This window comes from Lentzea sp. NPDC004789 (genome assembly GCF_053601075.1).
Genome location: NZ_JBSGBE010000001.1, coordinates 136423 through 150068, shown reverse-complemented (window position 1 = coordinate 150068; position 13646 = coordinate 136423). Strand labels below are relative to the sequence as shown.

Here is a 13646-nt window from a genome sequence, read left to right as displayed (position 1 = left end):
TGCGCACCGGGCGCACCTCCATACAACCACGCCGCGCCAGCGATTTTTCTACGGCGCCGCCTTCACGAGTCGCCGGAGCAGGTAGAAGAGCCCGACGGTGACCAGGAAGCCGACCGCGCTGATCATCACGATCTGCTCGACGGTCTCGGCTTTCGAGCCGGCGAACACGTAGGCCGCACAAATCGGCACGGTGCCGATGAGCGTGTAGAACATGAACGTCTGGAACGACACCCGTGAGACACCGGCCGACACGGACACCGTTTCGGCCATCATCGGAATGCCGCGCGCCACCCCGAAGAACCAGGGCCCGAACTGGCGGCCCCAGCGGCGCATTTCGGTTAGTTCCTCAATGGTTACGACGCGGCGCACCAACCACGGTCCGGCATACCTCCCGAGCGCGTATCCTGCGGCAGAGGAACCCAGGGATCCGACGATCGCGAGTGCCAGCCCGAGGGGCAGGCCGAGTGCCGTTCCCGCCAGCACGATGAGCGGAGTGGACGGCACGGGCAGCAGCACGTCCAGGACGAGCAGGACGAAGATCGCCACTGCCGCCCACACCGGGTCGATGCCACGCACCCACGTCACGACTCCCTCGAAGTCGATCAGGTCGAGCGCCTCGAACACGATCCAGCTCAGCAGCACGAAGCCGAGCACGACGAACGGTATCCACTTCCACCGAACGCCCGTCTCATAACTCATCGGGTGATGGTCGCCCACCTCGATGCGCCGGACAATCCGCCAGTGGCGCAGGTTCCGTGAAGGAGACACACATGAGTGACGACCTCGTGCCGTTTCTAGGGCACTGGGTGCTCGATCCGGCACGCTCCGCGTACACCGGCGGCACGCCACCCCGAAGCGGCCACTACGACCTGCGCCTGGACGGAGAGCGGCTGGTGGTCAGCATCGAAGGTGTGCTGGGGTCCGGTGATCCCATCCGCACCGGGTACACATTGGACCTCTGGCAGGACACGCCGATGAGCGTGGGCAAGGTCGACCGCGTGCGCACGGTCGTCGAGCCGCGCCGGTTCTGCACCATCGCCTACGCGGGCGCGCAGGCGGTCGCGCGGGCGTGGCGGATCCTGGGCAACCTCAACGAGATGACGATCGTGCAGTCCGCGCCCGACCAGTTCGGCGTGTGGCGCGACGACGTTTCCGTGTACCGCAGGCAGTTCTAGAGGCTGTCGTGCCGGTCCAGCAGGGCCCGCAGCGCGGCCATCTCCGCCGCGAGGGCGGTGCGACCGGCCTCGGTGATGTGCAGCCACGTCTTGGGGCGTTTGCCCTCGTAGCCCTTCTCCACCTCGACCAGGCCGGCCTGTTCCAGCACGGTGATGTGCCGCGACAGGTTGCCCGCGGTCAGTTCCAGCACCGACCTGAGGTACGAGAACTCGACCCGTTTCGTCTCGGCCGCGATGGTCAGCACGCCGAGCCGGTGCCGCTGGTGGACGGTGTCGTCCAGCCCCGCCGTGGGGTTCTCGCTCATCCGCCCGTCTCCCGTCGCACGGATCCGATGATCCCCCCGGCCAGGAGCACGACCGCGGGCAGGGCCGTGCTCGCGTACTGCTCGACCCGGTACGGCCAGACGAACCCGAACCGGCTCGCCTCGTTCACGAACAGCGCGGTGGCGGTGAAGACCGCCACGGTGACCGTGCACACCGCGCTGCGTTCCAGGTGGGCGAGCCCGGCCAGTCCCGCGGCCAGCACCAGCATCGGGCCGTACGGGTAGACCGTGACGAAGTGCGCGAGACCGAACAGCACGAGCACCGCGAGCGTGAAGCCGACGCTCCGCACGCGCCACGTCGCCGCCACGATCACGGCCGCGGTGATCGGCAGCGCGACCTGCCAGCCGGCCAGGCCGAAGAAGAGCTTGCTCAGCACCGGAACACCGATCAGCGGCAGCACCAGCAGGAAGATCGTGACCTGGGCGTAGAGCGCGGTCGGCGTCTCCACGCCGACCTGCGCCGCTCGCCACCGGTACCACCGGACGACCGCGAGATAGCCGCACAGCAACGCGACGAGCCAGTAGAGGTCCACGGCGATGCCCGGCTCCTGGTAGGCGAGTACCGGGCCCATCATCTTTCCGGTGGGGTGCAACCAGTGGTACAGCCACGGCTCGTCGGACACGCTCCAGGAGCACGCTCCGGTCTCGCCGCAGTACCTCGGCCCGTAGAACGGCGTCGCGCCGAGCGTGATCAGCCCGAACAGCAGGAAGGGCAGCCAGTACCCGTGCCGGTCCGCGCGGGCGCGCTTGCGCATCGCGGCCAGTTCGGCGAGCAGACCCCGCGGATCGTCGGTCATGATCAGTCCCCCAACTGCACTCGACTGCAATCAGGTTTGCATTGCAAACCTGATTGGTCAAGGACGCGGCCGGAACACCGCCACGACGACGCGCAGACCCAGCAGCACGCTGACGATCAGCAGGTTGTAGCCGAGCACCTGGTACAGGCCGATGTCCGGCACCACCCGCGGCCCACCGGAGGAACCGAGCAGCAGCACCGCCATCACGCCCGCGGTCGCGCCCAGCACGGTCAGCATCACCTGGTGCAGCAGGCCGGTGAGGAACGAGCGGTCGCGCTCGTCGGCGAAGAGCCGCATCGACATGCTCAACCGGCCCTGCTCCATCGCCCCGGTGATCCGGTCGATCCGGCGCGGCAGGCGGCGCAGCATCGGCAGCACGGCCTGGAACTCCTCGGCCAACGTCCGCTGCACCGACTCGGGCGACAGTCGCTCGGAGATCTGCTCGGCGGCGAACGCCCGCGACTCCACCACGATGTCGAAGCCCGGTGAGAGCACCGCCAGCGTGCCTTCGAGGGTCGCCAGCGCCCGGAACACCGCCGCGATCTCCGGCGGGATGCTCAGCCCGAACCGGGACACGATGCCGAACAGGTCGGCGAACATCTCCACGTCCGGCCGCATGCCCGCGCCCAGGTGCCGGGCCATGAACCGGCCGAGCGCGCGCTCCAGCCGTTGTTCGTCGATGTCCTCCGGCCGGGAGGTCAGTTCCAGCAACGCGTCCGTGAGGCCGGCCGGGTCGGTGCGGTCGATCGCGAGCAGCAGCCGTTGCAACGCCGAGCGCAGCGCGGAGTCGATCCGGCCGACCGAGCCGAAGTCGAGCAGGCCGAGCCGTCCGTCGGACAGCAGCAGCACGTTGCCGGGGTGCGGGTCCGCGTGGAAGACGCCGTCGAGCATCACCTGCCGCAGCACGAACCGCAGCAACGTCCTCGCCAGGCCCTCGTCCTCGGCGGCACCGCGCAGCGGCACGCCGTCGAGCCGGTCCATGACGAGAACCCGGGAAGTCGACAGGTGGACGTGCGGCAGCCCGACGGAGGAGTCCGACACCGCCGAGACGGCCGCGATGTTGCGCGCCTCGACGCGGAAGTCGAGCTCCTCCCGCAACGCCGCCGCGAACCCGGCCGCCAGGTCCCGCACGCCCAGCGCCGAGCCCCAGCGCGTGCGCTGCAACGTCTCCGCGAGCCGCGAGACGATGTCCAGGTCGCCCTCGGCCACGGCGCGCACGCCCGGCCGTTGCACCTTCACCACGACCTCGGCGCCCGACTGCAGCACGGCCCTGTGCACCTGTGCGATCGACGCCGCCGCGAGCGGTTCCGGATCGACCGAGGCGAACGCGTCCAGCCCGACCTCGGCGTCGAGCACCGCCCGGACCTGCTCCCACTTCGCCGGAGGGACCTTGTCCTGCAGGAGCGACAGCTCCTCGACGAACTCCACCGACAGCAGGTCGGCCCGCGTCGACAGCACCTGCCCGAGCTTCACGAACGTCACCCCGGCGTCCTGCAACGCGAGCCGCAGCGACCTCGCGAGCCCGGCCGACGACCGCTCCCGGCCGCGCAGGTAGGGCCCGAGACCGTGCCGGAAAGCGATCGCGGTGATCCGCGAGTACCGGCGGGTGCGCGCGATGCGGCGGCGCAGCAGGCCCCACCACTCCGTCGGCGGCGGGATCGACCCGGTCGGCACGATGACCTCGGCGAACGCCAGCACGCCGATCACCGCGAGGATCGACAGCCCGAGCTGGAGCGTGACCAGCCCGGCCGTCGGTTCGGCCGTCGTGTCCGAGAAGGCGTTGGAGGCGACCCACATCGCCAGTCCGCACGCCAGCGCCGTGCGGATCAGGCCGATGCGCAGGCCGAGGATGCGCCGCGCCGCCAGGGCCATGCCCAGGACCAGCAGCAGGAACGTGATCGGGACGCCGATGGCGGTGACCAGGAAATCCCCCATGACCGCAGCCTAGGAGCGGCTCTTGACTCGGGCTGGGCTCTCACGAAAGATCCGATGAATCGCCGCCGCGAGGACCTGACCGCACAGCGAAGTGAGGTGCCCGAAAGTGGTCGAACTCAACCGGCGCACGCTGATCGGAGGCGCGTTGGCCGGGGTAGCGGGCAGTGCGCTGCTCCCTGGCATCGCCTCCGCCGGCGACGGCTTCAACTGGCAGGACTTCATCGGGTCATCCGATCTCATCTGGAAGAAGATGCCCACGACCTGGTTCGAGGGGCCGTACCTCGGCAACGGCTACCTGGGGTCGGGCATCTACGCCGAACCGAACGCCAACGCCATCAGGTTCAACGTCCAGCACTCCGAGGTGCAGGACCACCGGCCGGAGTTCGGGGCGCTGTTCGGCCTCGCCCGGCTGCCCATCGGCTACTTCACGCTCGAACCCGTCGGCGCGATCACCGGCGTCGACCTGCGCCTGGACCTGTGGCACGCCGAGCTGACCGGCACGGTCACGACCGCGGCCGGGAGCCTCAGGATCCGCGCGTTCATCCACACCAAGCGCGACCTCTACGCCATCGACGTCCAGGCCAGCGAGGGCGAGCGCGCGTTCAGGTGGGTCTTCCACCCGCTCAAGGCGATCAGCCCGCGCACCGACCCGAAGTGGAACAAGCCGGCACCGGCGGGCTTCACCGACAACCCGCCGGTGCGGCTCACGACTTCCGGCGACGTGCAGCTGGCGGTGCAGCCGTTGAACGCGGGCGGTGAGCACGTGACGGCGTGGCGAGAGGTCACCCGCGGCACCCGCCGCACGCTCTTCACCAGCGTGGCGTGGTCGCATCCGGACAGGACCGCGGTGCGCAAGGCGATCGGCAACGTCCGGTGCGGGTCGGTCGAAGGCCTCGCCGTCGACCACCGGTTGTGGTGGCACGACTTCTACCGCAGGAGCTTTCTGTCCATTCCGGACAAGAGGCTGCAGGCGTTCTACTGGATCCAGCTCTACAAGTTCGCCTCCGCGGCGCGCAGGGAGGCGCCCGCGATCGCGACCTGCGGGCCGTGGCTGGAGAACACGCCGTGGCCCAACACGTGGTGGAACCTCAACGTGCAGCTGGAGTACTGGCTGATCCACGGCTCCAACCACCTCGACTTCGACGCCGTCACGTACTCGGTCGACCGGTACCGCGACGCGCTCGTCGAGCAGGTCCCCGCCCAGTACCGGCACGACTCCGCCGGCATGCCGCGCACCACCGACACCGTGCTCGACAACGGCGCCGGCATCGGCAACTCCGGTTACGGCGTCGGCATTCCCGGCCAGGAGGTGCCGACGCCGGAGGTCGGCAACCTGACCTGGACGTTGCACAACGTCTGGCTGAGCTACCGGCACACCATGGACGACCGGATCCTGCGCAACGTGCTGTTCCCGTTGCTGCGCAGGGCGATCAACTACTACTTCCACTTCCTGACCAAGGGCTCGGACGGCAAGTGGCACCTGCCGATCACGTTCTCGCCCGAGTACGGCGTCAACTCGCCCGACACCAACTACGACCTCGCGCTGATCCGGTGGGGCTGCAGGACGTTGCTGGAGTCCGCCAAGTCGTTGCGCGTCAACGATCCGTTGATCCCGAAGTGGCAGGACACGCTCGCGAACCTCACGCCGTACCCGGTGGACGCCAACGGGTTCATGATCGGCGCCGGGGTGCCGTTCGCGAAGTCGCACCGGCACTACTCGCACCTGCTGCAGATCTACCCGCTGTACGAGGTCACGTGGGAGGACCCGGCGCAGCGGCAGGTGATCGAGACGTCGCTGAACCACTGGATCAGCTTCGAGGGCGCGTTGCAGGGCTACACGTTCACGGGCGCGGCGTCGATCAGCGCGCAGATGTTGCGCGGGGACAAGGCGGACTTCTACCTCGGCGAGCTGATGCGCCGGTACATCAAGCCGAACACGATGTACCAGGAGTCCGGCCCGGTCATCGAGACGCCGTTGTCCGCAGTGCAGTCCATGTACGACATGCTCTGCCAGAGCTGGGGTGGCGTGATCCGCGTGTTCCCGGCGGTGCCGTGGCCCGAGATCTCGCTCGACAACTTCCGGACGCAGGGCGCGTTCCTGCTGTCGGCCTCGCGGCAGCAGGGCGCCACGCGGTGGATCAGGCTGCGCAGCGAGGCCGGTGCGCCGTGCGTGGTGCGGACGGGCATCAAGGACCCGGTGGTGCGGGACCGCTGGGGCCGCCCGAGGCGTTTTTCGGTGCTGCCCAACGGGGATCTGCGCATCGAGCTGGGCCGCGGTGAGGAGGCCGTCATCCACCGCGACGGCGACCGGCCGGACCTGAACGTCGGTCCGGTGATCGGTGCGCCGGCACCTTCCTGGGGATTGCCGGGGTAGCACCAGAACGCCACCGGTGTTCCAGCGCGACGGCGGTGCGCTGGAACACCGGTGACGCGGTCTAGAAGTCGAAGACCTTGCCGGTGAACGCGCGCACCACGCACGGGTTCGAGTACACCTGCTGGAAGTCGACCTTCTTGTTGCGCCACTTGCCGCGCAGGATCGCCTTGGTCGGGTTCAGCTCCATCGTGCACATCGCGCCGGTGTCGGGCAGGCGGCGGAAGTCGCCCTCGACGGGGATGAGCTGGTCGCACGCCTCCTTGGCGTGCCGGTGCAGCCCGCCTGCCGGTTCGCAGTTGAGCTGAGTGGTGCTGAGGATGCCCATCTCCGGCTGCAGCGACAGCACCAGGCCTGATGCAGGGAGAGGCGCTGCCTGGGCCGTCGCGGGGACGATCGGCGCGGCGAGCGCGAGGCAGGCAAACAGGAGTCGGGTCTTTGCCATGCCACCACTCTGGCGCGGCGAAGACCCGAATCTCCAACCAACTCAGCGGTAACACCGGATCGTGTAAACCGCCATGACGGCGTGCAACTAGACGCCGGTCGATTCCGTCCCGGCGAGTGCTGCGGCGACCTGCTCACCCACCGCAGCCATGCCCTTGGCGTTCGGGTGAACGGGGAACGCGGGGCTGGTCGGGATGATGCCCTCGACCCACTTGTCCCACGGTGCCGCGCACGTGTCGCGACCGAGGCTGATGTCGTAGGGGTTCACGAAAGTGGCACCGGCCGCTTTCGCTTGCGCGCCGAGCATTCCGTTGAGCTGCTTCTGCACGTTGTCGAGGTACGGCACGTCGCCCTTCGAGATGGGCACGACCGGCCAGCAGCCACCGGACGGCGGCAGGATCCGCAGGTAGCCGACCACGACGATCCTGGCCTTCGGCGAGCGCTGCCTGATGCCGTTCAGCACCTCGGCGACCTTCGGGGCGGTGGCGTCGACCCGTTGCGCGAGCTCGTCGCCGTAGTTCGCCTTGCAGGGCGCGCCGTTCGGGTCGAGCAGGCTCTTCCCGGCGCAGGTCAGGATGATGTCCATGAAGCCGATGTCGTTGCCGCCGATGGAGACCGTGACGAGGTCCGTGTCGGGCTTGAGCGCGGTGAGCTGTGCGGTGGACTGACCGGGGATGCCGCTCTGGGCGGTGAACATGTCCTTCGTCTGCGCGCCGCCGCAGGAGATGTCGGTGAAGTCGGCGATGCCGAGCTCGCGTGCGACGACGGACGGGTAGTTCTGGGTGGACTTGAAGCAGCTCAACGGGTCGAGCCGCTGCAGGGGGATGAACGGTCCGGAGACGAACGAATCTCCGAGTGAGACGTAGTTCCGGTACATCGGCGCGGCCGTGGCGGTGGGGACGAACAGTGCCGCGATCAGGGCGGTGAGCAGGGAAACGACAGTCACTCGGCGCGTCATTGCTACCTCGTTACTGAAGAGTAGGAACGTAGGACGAAGGGTGACCGGGCCATTGCGCAGTGTCAATCCCTCCACCAGGCTGGAACGATGACGGGGGTACGGAAAGTAGCTGTGGCGTCCGCGATCGGTAACACGATCGAGCTGTACGACTTCCTGCTCTACGGCACGGCGTCGGCGCTGGTGTTCGACAAGATCTTCTTCCCGCACTTCGACTCGCGCGTGGCCGTGCTGCTCGCGTTCGCGACGTTCGGCGCGGGCTTCCTCGCGCGGCCGCTGGGCGGTGCGGTGATCGGTCACCTCGGTGACCGGATCGGCCGGCGCGCGATGCTCGTGATGACGTTGTCCGCGACGGGACTGTCGACGGCGGCGATCGGCGTGCTGCCGACGTACGCGCAAGCGGGCATCCTCGCGCCGTTGTTGCTGGTGCTGCTGAGGATCGTGCAGGGCTTCTTCATCGGCGGCGAACAGGGTGGCGCGTCGCTCATGGCCGTCGAACACGCGCCACCGGGCCGTTGGGGTTGGTACGGCAGCTGGGTGTTCATCGGGTCACCGGTCGGTCTCGTGCTCGCCAACCTGGCGATGTTCGCGTCGTCGCGCGCCTCGGGGCCGGCGTTTCTGAACTGGGGCTGGCGGTTGCCGTTCCTGTTCTCGTTGGTGCTGGTGGGGATCGGCCTCTACATCAGGCTGCGGGTGGCCGAGAGCCCGCGCTTCACCCGTGCCGAGAAGTCCAGGACGCCGCTCGCCGAGGTCGTGCGCACGCGGTGGCGGGTGCTGCTGCTCGGCGCGGGCGTGAACCTCGGCTTCCAGATCTTCATCTTCGTGTTGTCGGTGTTCACCATCAACTACGGCCGCACGGCACTGCACCTGTCGCCGGACGACCTCCTGGTGGCCCAGGTGATCGGCGGGCTCGCGCAGGTGGTCTCCGTACCCGTGTTCGCGTGGCTGTCCGACCGGGTCGGGCGGCTGCCGGTGATGTTCGGCGGTGCGGTGTTCCAGGCGGCGTTCGCGTTCCCGCTGTTCTGGTTGATGGACGCGCACTGGTTCACCGCGGCGATGGTGCTCGGCTTCCTGGGCTCGGGTGCGTTGTTCGGGCCGATGGCGGCTTACTTCGCCGAGCTGTTCCGGACTCGCGTGCGCTACAGCGGGGTGGCGGTGAGCTACCAGATCGGCGCCGTGCTCGGCGGTGGCCTGGCGCCGTTCGTCGCGACCTCGTTGCTGGGCTACGGGACCTGGGCCGTCGCGGTGTACCTGATCGCGGGCGCCGTGCTGTCCGCGGTGTGTCTGCTGGTGATCGGCTCAGCGCACCAGGCGGAGCCGGCGGGAGGAGAGCCCGACGCTCAGCCGCTGGCCCCAGCCGAGGCGTAGCGCGTCGCTCTCGATGCCGTCGCCGAACGCCACCAGCCCGTCGGACTCGACGTCGACCGTCAGCGGTTCGCCGGTGATCTCGCCCTCGGTGTGCTCGATGCCGGTGCCCGGCGACGGCCACGCCTCCCGGACGAACCACACGAGCCGCTGCTCGGTCGGTTCGGGCAGGCTCAGCCGGCTTTTCCGCTCCCGGTGGACACTTGAGCACCAGCCGGTCGCCCCGGTGCCGCTGCCGACGAGGATGCCGGACGACGCCTGGCGTTCGTTCTCGATCCGGTACCGGCTGGTCTGGTGGCTCGGGTGGCCGACGTAGATCTCGTTGAGGGCGCAGAGGGTCTGGCCGTCGTCCGTCCTGGCCTCGACCATCGTGCGTTCCTCGGTGTTGCTCGTGCTGTGCAGGAGTTCCTCGGCTTCGCGCGGCGAGTGCTTCGCCAGCACGCCCCGTTCGGGGTTGATGCCGATCACGGGCTGGCCGTCGAGGTACTTGGCGACGTTGGCGACCAGCCCGTCCTGCCCGACGACGACCACTACGTCCTCGGGCGCGAACAGGAACCGCGACAGGTCTTCCCTCTCGACCACGCCGCGGCGCCAGTCCAGCGGGATTGCGGCGCCGACCTCTCCCAGCGCCCTGCGGGTCTGCTCGTCACGGTCCACCACCTCGTCCAGGGTTCTGTTGCGGGACTTCAGGAAGAACTCGACCTGACCCCGCGTGCCATGCCGTGCCAGCAACTCTGTCAGCTCGGTGCGCCGGTGCACCAGCACAATTCGCGGCGCGAGACTCATCGGGCCAGCCGTTGCAGGATGGGCTGGATCACGTCCGGTGTCAGCGTGATGCTGCCGATCTCGGGCAGGTTGCCGGCGAGCTCCTTGGCGGCGAGGGCGAGCAGCGTTCCCCGCGGGATCTCCTTGTAGGCGTCCAGGCGCGCCTTCTCACCCGCGGCTTCGGCCTCCGCGAGCTTGCGGATGCCCTCGGCCTTGGCGTCGTCGGCGATCCGGCTCGCCCTGGCGTGGTCCTCGGCCTGCTTGAGCGCGTTCGCACCTCGTTGCACCACCAGGAGCTCTTCGCGCTTGGCGAGCTCGATCTGGTTCTGCAGCTCGTTCTCGCTGATGGCGCGCTCGCGCTCCACGGCGATGGCCCGGCGTTCGTAGGTGGCCTTGTCGGCCTCCTGCTGGACCTTCTCGCGAACCGTGGTCTGCAGCGCCTTCTCCATGTCGGCGTCCGGCCGGATCGCGACGACCCGGACGTCGATGACCTCCAGGCCGATGTGGTCCGCCGTCAGGTTGTCGCCGACCGCCTGCTTGACCCGTTCGACGCCGGTCTTGATGGCCGTTTCGAGGTCCAGGGTGCCGAGGATCTTGAGGGCGTGCTGCTGGGTGCTCTCGGTGAGGGTGTTGGCGATCTGGCTCAACGGGTCCTGCCGCCAGGTGCCGGTGTCGGGGTCGATCGAGAAGTCGATCCGGTTGGTCGCGGTCTCCGGGTCGGTGCAGCGGTAGGTGACGGTCAGCTGGACCGTCACGTCCTGGTAGTCGCTGGTGCGGGCGTGGAAGAGCATCGGGAGCTCGCGGTCGTCGACCGGTACTTCGCTGAGCACGGCGGTTCTCGGGCGGAACCAGAAGCTCAGGCCGGTGCCCTCGTGGACCACCTTGCCCTTGCGGACGTGTCTGATGTGGACCGTGGGGGTGCCTCTGAGGTGCCTGAGCCCGGGGTAGCTGCTGATGTCGGCCATCGCGTCGTCTCCTTGTCGTCAATCTGACGATAACCCTATACTCGGAGGCGTGTACTCGCCAAGTGATTTCCCGCCCTTCGCGGTCACGGTCGACCTGGTCGTGCTGACCGTGCGGTCCGACGCGCTGTGCGCCCTGCTGGTCCGGCGCGGGGAGGCGCCGTTCCGCGGGCGGTGGGCGTTGCCCGGCGGGTTCGTCCAGGTGGCCGAGTCGGTGGACGCCGCCGCCGTCCGGGAGCTGGCCGAGGAGACGGAGGTGTCGGGGCTTCACCTGGAGCAGCTGGCCACGTACGGGGAACCTCGGCGCGATCCGCGGATGAGGGTGGTGTCGGTGGCCTATCTGGCGTTGGCGCCGGACCTGCCGGTGCCGGTGGCCGGGACCGACGCCGCCGCGGCTTCGTGGGTGCCGGTGGCCGAGGTGTCCTCGTTGGCCTTCGACCACTCGCGGATCCTCGCCGACGGGGTCGAGCGGGCGCGGGCCAAGCTGGAGTACACGTCGCTCGGGACCGAGTTCTGTCCCGCTGAGTTCACCGTGGCCGAGCTGCGGCGGGTTTACGAGATCGTCTGGGGCGTTTCGCTGGATCCTCGGAACTTCCACCGGAAGGTGACCGGTGTTCCCGGGCTGTTGGCGGCCACCGGGGAGACGACCACTCGGGATGGAGGGCGGCCCGCTGCCTTGTTCCGACGTGGGGGAGCCGGCGTGTTGTACCCGCCGTTGGTGCGGGCGCCGGCGGGCTAGAGCCGCACGGAGTCGCCGGTGGTGGCGGACTGCTTGGCCGCTTCGATCACTTCCAGGCCCGTCACGGCGTCCTGCGGCGAAACAGGAGGCACGCCCGCGGCCACCGAGGCGTAGAAGTTCTGGTAGGCGCCTGGTTCCGTGCGGTGCGGGGTGCCGCCCACGGTGCCCCAGGCCGATTCGGGTTCCTCGCCCCAGCCCGGCCCGGCGGGGGTGTCGCCTGCCTTGAGGCGGTCTTCCTGGGGGTCCATGCCGTGTTTCACGTAGGCGGCGTCGTGGCCCAGGACTCGGAAGCGCGGGCCCAGGTCGGCGGCCAGCGCGCTCATCCACAGGTGCGAGCGGACACCGTTCTCGTGGGCCAGGGAGAGGAAGACGTCGTCGTCCGCGCGGGCACCGGGGCGGACCGTGGCGATCTCGGCGTGGACCGAGGTGGGGCGGCCGAAGAGCGCCACGGACTGGTCGACCAGGTGGGTGCCGAGGTCGAAGAGGATGCTGCCCAGGTCGGCCGGGTCGCCGGATTCCTTCCAGGAGGACTTGATCTCCGGGCGGTAGCGCTCGAAGCGGGACTCGAAGCGGTGGACCTTGCCCAGTGCGTTGGCGGCGAGGAGCTTCTGGACGGTCAGGAAGTCGCCGTCCCAGCGGCGGTTGTGGAACGGGACGAGCATCAGCCCCCTGGAGGAGGCGATCGAGGCCAGAGCTCTCGCTTCGGCCGCGGAACCGGCGAAGGGCTTGTCGACGACGACGTTGAGGCCGTGTTCCAGGACCTGGCGGGCGTGGGTGGCGTGGAAGCGGTTCGGGGTGGTGATGACCACCAGGTCGAAGCCGCCCTGCCAGACCTCGTCCAGAGAGGACAACAGGCGGGTGGACGGATAGCGCGCGGCAACCTCGGCTTGGCGCTTCGGGTTGGCGGTGACCACGGCGGAGAGTTCCAGGCCCGGGGTTGCCGCGATGAACGGGGCGTGGAAGGCCGCCCCACCTAGCCCGTAGCCGACCAGTGCTGTGCGCATGCGATCAGCCTAAGCGGTCTCACCTGGTGGACGGGGCGCCGGAGGGGCTGGACGGGACCGCGCCGGCGCACGGTCCCAGTCCTATTTGGACAACTCCGCTCATCGCGGAACCGGTTCCCGCACGCTCAGGTACTCGTTGAGCCGTGCGGACGCGGCGAGCATCGCCAGGCCTCGCGCGGTGAGGCGGCGCCGCCAGTCGGCCAAGGCGGCGCCGAGCGTGTCCGTGCCGCCCGCGGTGCGGATCTGTTCGACCACCAGAGCTATGCGCGCCAACGGATAACCGCCGCGGCGCAGCAGGTGGGCCAGCTCGGCGTCGCGGACGTCCTCGGCGCTGAACGTGCGGTAGCCGGTGGCTTCCCGTTGCGGCACGAGGATTCCGGCCTCCTCCCACGCGCGCAGCGTCGCCGGGGTGACGCCCAACCGCCGGGCCAGCTCGCCGATCGACCGCGGCCGCAGGACCGGTTCGAACTCGGTCAGGTCCTCGACCGCCCGGCTGACCGAGTTGAGGGTCTCGCGGTCGCGGAGAAGCTGCTCGTGGCCGCGGTCGACGGCCAGCAGCACGTCGTCCAGGGAGCCGGTGTTCGCCGCGACCATGATCTCGCCCGCGCGCGCGTGTCCGAAGGCGGGAATCAGCGCGATGAACGCGCGCAGGGCAGAGGCGTGGACCTCGGTGTAGACGCGGTAGCCGGACGGGGTGCGCGTGGCCGGCGGGAGGAAGCCGGACTCCTCGTAGTTGCGCACCGCCTGGGTCGAGATGCCGTGCTCGCGGGCGAGGTCGGACGGACGCACGGTTGAGACTTTAGACCAGCTC

Annotated in this window: 14 protein-coding genes; 4 read left to right on the top strand and 10 right to left on the bottom strand. The window is 69.2% G+C overall.

Annotated elements, in window-relative coordinates; translation table 11 throughout:
- Positions 1-48 precede the first annotated feature (48 nt).
- Positions 49-699 carry a TVP38/TMEM64 family protein gene (locus ACWEIJ_RS00665; RefSeq protein WP_449835104.1) on the bottom strand — a complete coding sequence of 217 codons (651 nt, stop codon included), beginning with the start codon at positions 697-699 and terminating at the stop codon, positions 49-51.
- Positions 700-770: 71 nt separating this feature from the next.
- Here ACWEIJ_RS00665 and ACWEIJ_RS00660 point away from each other — a divergent pair, with 71 nt between their 5' ends.
- Positions 771-1175 carry a hypothetical protein gene (locus tag ACWEIJ_RS00660; protein WP_449835103.1) on the top strand — a complete coding sequence of 135 codons (405 nt, stop codon included), beginning with the start codon at positions 771-773 and terminating at the stop codon, positions 1173-1175.
- Here ACWEIJ_RS00660 and ACWEIJ_RS00655 read toward each other — a convergent pair.
- The 3 genes from ACWEIJ_RS00655 to ACWEIJ_RS00645 are packed head-to-tail and all read right to left on the bottom strand — an operon-like array spanning position 1172 to position 4230.
- Positions 1172-1480: a winged helix-turn-helix domain-containing protein gene (locus tag ACWEIJ_RS00655; protein WP_355445391.1), complete on the bottom strand. Its 309-nt coding sequence runs from the start codon at positions 1478-1480 to the stop codon at positions 1172-1174. The genes ACWEIJ_RS00660 and ACWEIJ_RS00655 overlap by 4 nt on opposite strands.
- Positions 1477-2295: a hypothetical protein gene (locus tag ACWEIJ_RS00650; RefSeq protein ID WP_449835102.1), complete on the bottom strand. Its 819-nt coding sequence runs from the start codon at positions 2293-2295 to the stop codon at positions 1477-1479. The genes ACWEIJ_RS00655 and ACWEIJ_RS00650 overlap by 4 nt, the downstream gene beginning before the upstream one ends.
- A gap of 57 nt (positions 2296-2352) precedes the next feature.
- Complete coding sequence (locus ACWEIJ_RS00645; RefSeq protein ID WP_449835101.1) at positions 2353-4230, bottom strand: ABC1 kinase family protein; 1878 nt, start codon at positions 4228-4230, stop codon at positions 2353-2355.
- 106 nt (positions 4231-4336) lie between these two features.
- Here ACWEIJ_RS00645 and ACWEIJ_RS00640 point away from each other — a divergent pair, with 106 nt between their 5' ends.
- A complete protein-coding gene (locus ACWEIJ_RS00640; protein ID WP_449835100.1) occupies positions 4337-6604 on the top strand; it encodes a glycosyl hydrolase family 95 catalytic domain-containing protein in 2268 nt (755 codons plus the stop codon).
- Between the two features lie 61 nt (positions 6605-6665).
- Here the strand turns inward: ACWEIJ_RS00640 and ACWEIJ_RS00635 are convergent, their stop codons facing one another.
- Positions 6666-7046, bottom strand: a complete 381-nt coding sequence (locus ACWEIJ_RS00635) for an SSI family serine proteinase inhibitor (RefSeq protein WP_449835099.1) — start codon at positions 7044-7046, stop codon at positions 6666-6668.
- 87 nt (positions 7047-7133) lie between these two features.
- A complete protein-coding gene (locus ACWEIJ_RS00630; RefSeq protein WP_449835098.1) occupies positions 7134-7991 on the bottom strand; it encodes an SGNH/GDSL hydrolase family protein in 858 nt (285 codons plus the stop codon).
- A 123-nt stretch (positions 7992-8114) separates the two neighbouring features.
- Here ACWEIJ_RS00630 and ACWEIJ_RS00625 point away from each other — a divergent pair, with 123 nt between their 5' ends.
- A complete protein-coding gene (locus ACWEIJ_RS00625; RefSeq protein ID WP_449835097.1) occupies positions 8115-9368 on the top strand; it encodes an MFS transporter in 1254 nt (417 codons plus the stop codon).
- On the opposite strand, the gene ACWEIJ_RS00620 is transcribed toward ACWEIJ_RS00625, so the two are convergent.
- A complete protein-coding gene (locus ACWEIJ_RS00620; protein ID WP_449835096.1) occupies positions 9300-10151 on the bottom strand; it encodes a hypothetical protein in 852 nt (283 codons plus the stop codon). The genes ACWEIJ_RS00625 and ACWEIJ_RS00620 overlap by 69 nt on opposite strands.
- Positions 10148-11095 (bottom strand): SPFH domain-containing protein, encoded by a 948-nt coding sequence (locus ACWEIJ_RS00615; RefSeq protein ID WP_449835095.1) that lies wholly within the window; start codon positions 11093-11095, stop codon positions 10148-10150. Before ACWEIJ_RS00615 ends, ACWEIJ_RS00620 begins: the two co-directional genes overlap by 4 nt.
- A gap of 49 nt (positions 11096-11144) precedes the next feature.
- On the opposite strand from ACWEIJ_RS00615, the gene ACWEIJ_RS00610 reads away from it, so the two are divergent.
- Positions 11145-11831: an NUDIX hydrolase gene (locus ACWEIJ_RS00610; protein ID WP_449835094.1), complete on the top strand. Its 687-nt coding sequence runs from the start codon at positions 11145-11147 to the stop codon at positions 11829-11831.
- On the opposite strand, the gene ACWEIJ_RS00605 is transcribed toward ACWEIJ_RS00610, so the two are convergent.
- Together ACWEIJ_RS00605 and ACWEIJ_RS00600 are read right to left on the bottom strand one after the other, a co-directional pair.
- Positions 11828-12835: a Gfo/Idh/MocA family protein gene (locus ACWEIJ_RS00605; RefSeq protein ID WP_449835093.1), complete on the bottom strand. Its 1008-nt coding sequence runs from the start codon at positions 12833-12835 to the stop codon at positions 11828-11830. The two genes, ACWEIJ_RS00610 and ACWEIJ_RS00605, sit on opposite strands and share 4 nt — an antisense overlap.
- A 99-nt stretch (positions 12836-12934) precedes the next feature.
- Positions 12935-13624: a TioE family transcriptional regulator gene (locus ACWEIJ_RS00600; RefSeq protein ID WP_449835092.1), complete on the bottom strand. Its 690-nt coding sequence runs from the start codon at positions 13622-13624 to the stop codon at positions 12935-12937.
- Positions 13625-13646 lie beyond the last annotated feature (22 nt).

Excerpts from the sequence above, each read along its gene's own strand:
- ACWEIJ_RS00615 (WP_449835095.1), bottom strand. The coding sequence starts at position 11,095 with ATGGCCGACATCAGCAGCTACCCCGGGCTCAGGCACCTCAGAGGCACC.
- ACWEIJ_RS00635 (WP_449835099.1), bottom strand. The coding sequence starts at position 7,046 with ATGGCAAAGACCCGACTCCTGTTTGCCTGCCTCGCGCTCGCCGCGCCG.
- ACWEIJ_RS00650 (WP_449835102.1), bottom strand. The coding sequence starts at position 2,295 with ATGACCGACGATCCGCGGGGTCTGCTCGCCGAACTGGCCGCGATGCGC.
- ACWEIJ_RS00645 (WP_449835101.1), bottom strand. The coding sequence starts at position 4,230 with ATGGGGGATTTCCTGGTCACCGCCATCGGCGTCCCGATCACGTTCCTG.
- ACWEIJ_RS00660 (WP_449835103.1), top strand. The coding sequence starts at position 771 with ATGAGTGACGACCTCGTGCCGTTTCTAGGGCACTGGGTGCTCGATCCG.
- ACWEIJ_RS00605 (WP_449835093.1), bottom strand. The coding sequence starts at position 12,835 with ATGCGCACAGCACTGGTCGGCTACGGGCTAGGTGGGGCGGCCTTCCAC.
- ACWEIJ_RS00665 (WP_449835104.1), bottom strand. The coding sequence starts at position 699 with ATGAGTTATGAGACGGGCGTTCGGTGGAAGTGGATACCGTTCGTCGTG.
- ACWEIJ_RS00655 (WP_355445391.1), bottom strand. The coding sequence starts at position 1,480 with ATGAGCGAGAACCCCACGGCGGGGCTGGACGACACCGTCCACCAGCGG.
- ACWEIJ_RS00620 (WP_449835096.1), bottom strand. The coding sequence starts at position 10,151 with ATGAGTCTCGCGCCGCGAATTGTGCTGGTGCACCGGCGCACCGAGCTG.